Here is a 701-nt window from a genome sequence, read left to right as displayed (position 1 = left end):
GGCCAAGGTCGCGCCCATGCCCTTCCAACCCCATCGCTACGCCCGCTGAGGAGCCCCCCATGACCGAAATGCTGTTCTCCAAGGACCATGAATGGGTGCGGCTGGAGGGCGATGTCGCCACCATCGGCATCACCGACCACGCCCAGAACGCCCTGGGCGACGTGGTCTTCGTCGACCTGCCCGAAGTCGGCCGCACCGTCACCGCCGGCGAGGCCATCGCCGTGGTGGAGAGCGTGAAGGCCGCCTCCGACGTCTATGCGCCGATCGCCGGCAGGATCGTCGAGGTGAATTCCGCGCTGGTGGACGACCCCGCCAAGATCAATGTCGAGCCGACCGGCGAGGGCTGGTTCTTCAAGATCGAGCTGGACGGCGCGCTGCCGGAGGACCTGCTGGACGCCGACGCCTATGCCGCCTTCGTGGACACGCTCGGGTGAGCGCGCTGGCCGAGCTCGCCGCCCTCGAGGACCAGGGCGAATTCATCCGCCGCCACATCGGCCCGACCGAGGCCGAGGTGGCCTCCATGCTCCAGACCATCGGCTGCGCCGACCTGGAGCAGATGGTGGCGCGCACCATCCCCGCCGATATCCGCGGCATGACGCTCGACGGCCTGCCGAGCCCGGTAAACGAGGCCGGAGCGCTGGCGGAGCTGCGCGCGCTGTCGGAGCAGAACATCCGCAAGCGCAGCCTGCTCGGCATGGGCT

The 701-nt window shown here is 69.3% G+C and carries 2 protein-coding genes; both read left to right on the top strand.

Features of this window, described 5'->3' with window-relative positions:
- The first annotated feature begins 59 nt into the window (after positions 1-59).
- Complete coding sequence (gene gcvH, locus AC1DWF_RS34685; RefSeq protein ID WP_476843011.1) at positions 60-434, top strand: glycine cleavage system protein GcvH; 375 nt, start codon at positions 60-62, stop codon at positions 432-434.
- On the top strand, positions 431-701 hold a 271-nt coding region (locus AC1DWF_RS34680), incomplete at its 3' end, for a hypothetical protein (RefSeq protein WP_476843010.1). The genes gcvH and AC1DWF_RS34680, both read left to right, overlap by 4 nt.

This window comes from Aminobacter sp. P4_D5, from assembly GCF_056401815.1.
This window is presented reverse-complemented; position numbering and strand designations above follow the sequence as displayed.

Excerpts from the sequence above, each read along its gene's own strand:
- gcvH (WP_476843011.1), top strand. The coding sequence starts at position 60 with ATGACCGAAATGCTGTTCTCCAAGGACCATGAATGGGTGCGGCTGGAG.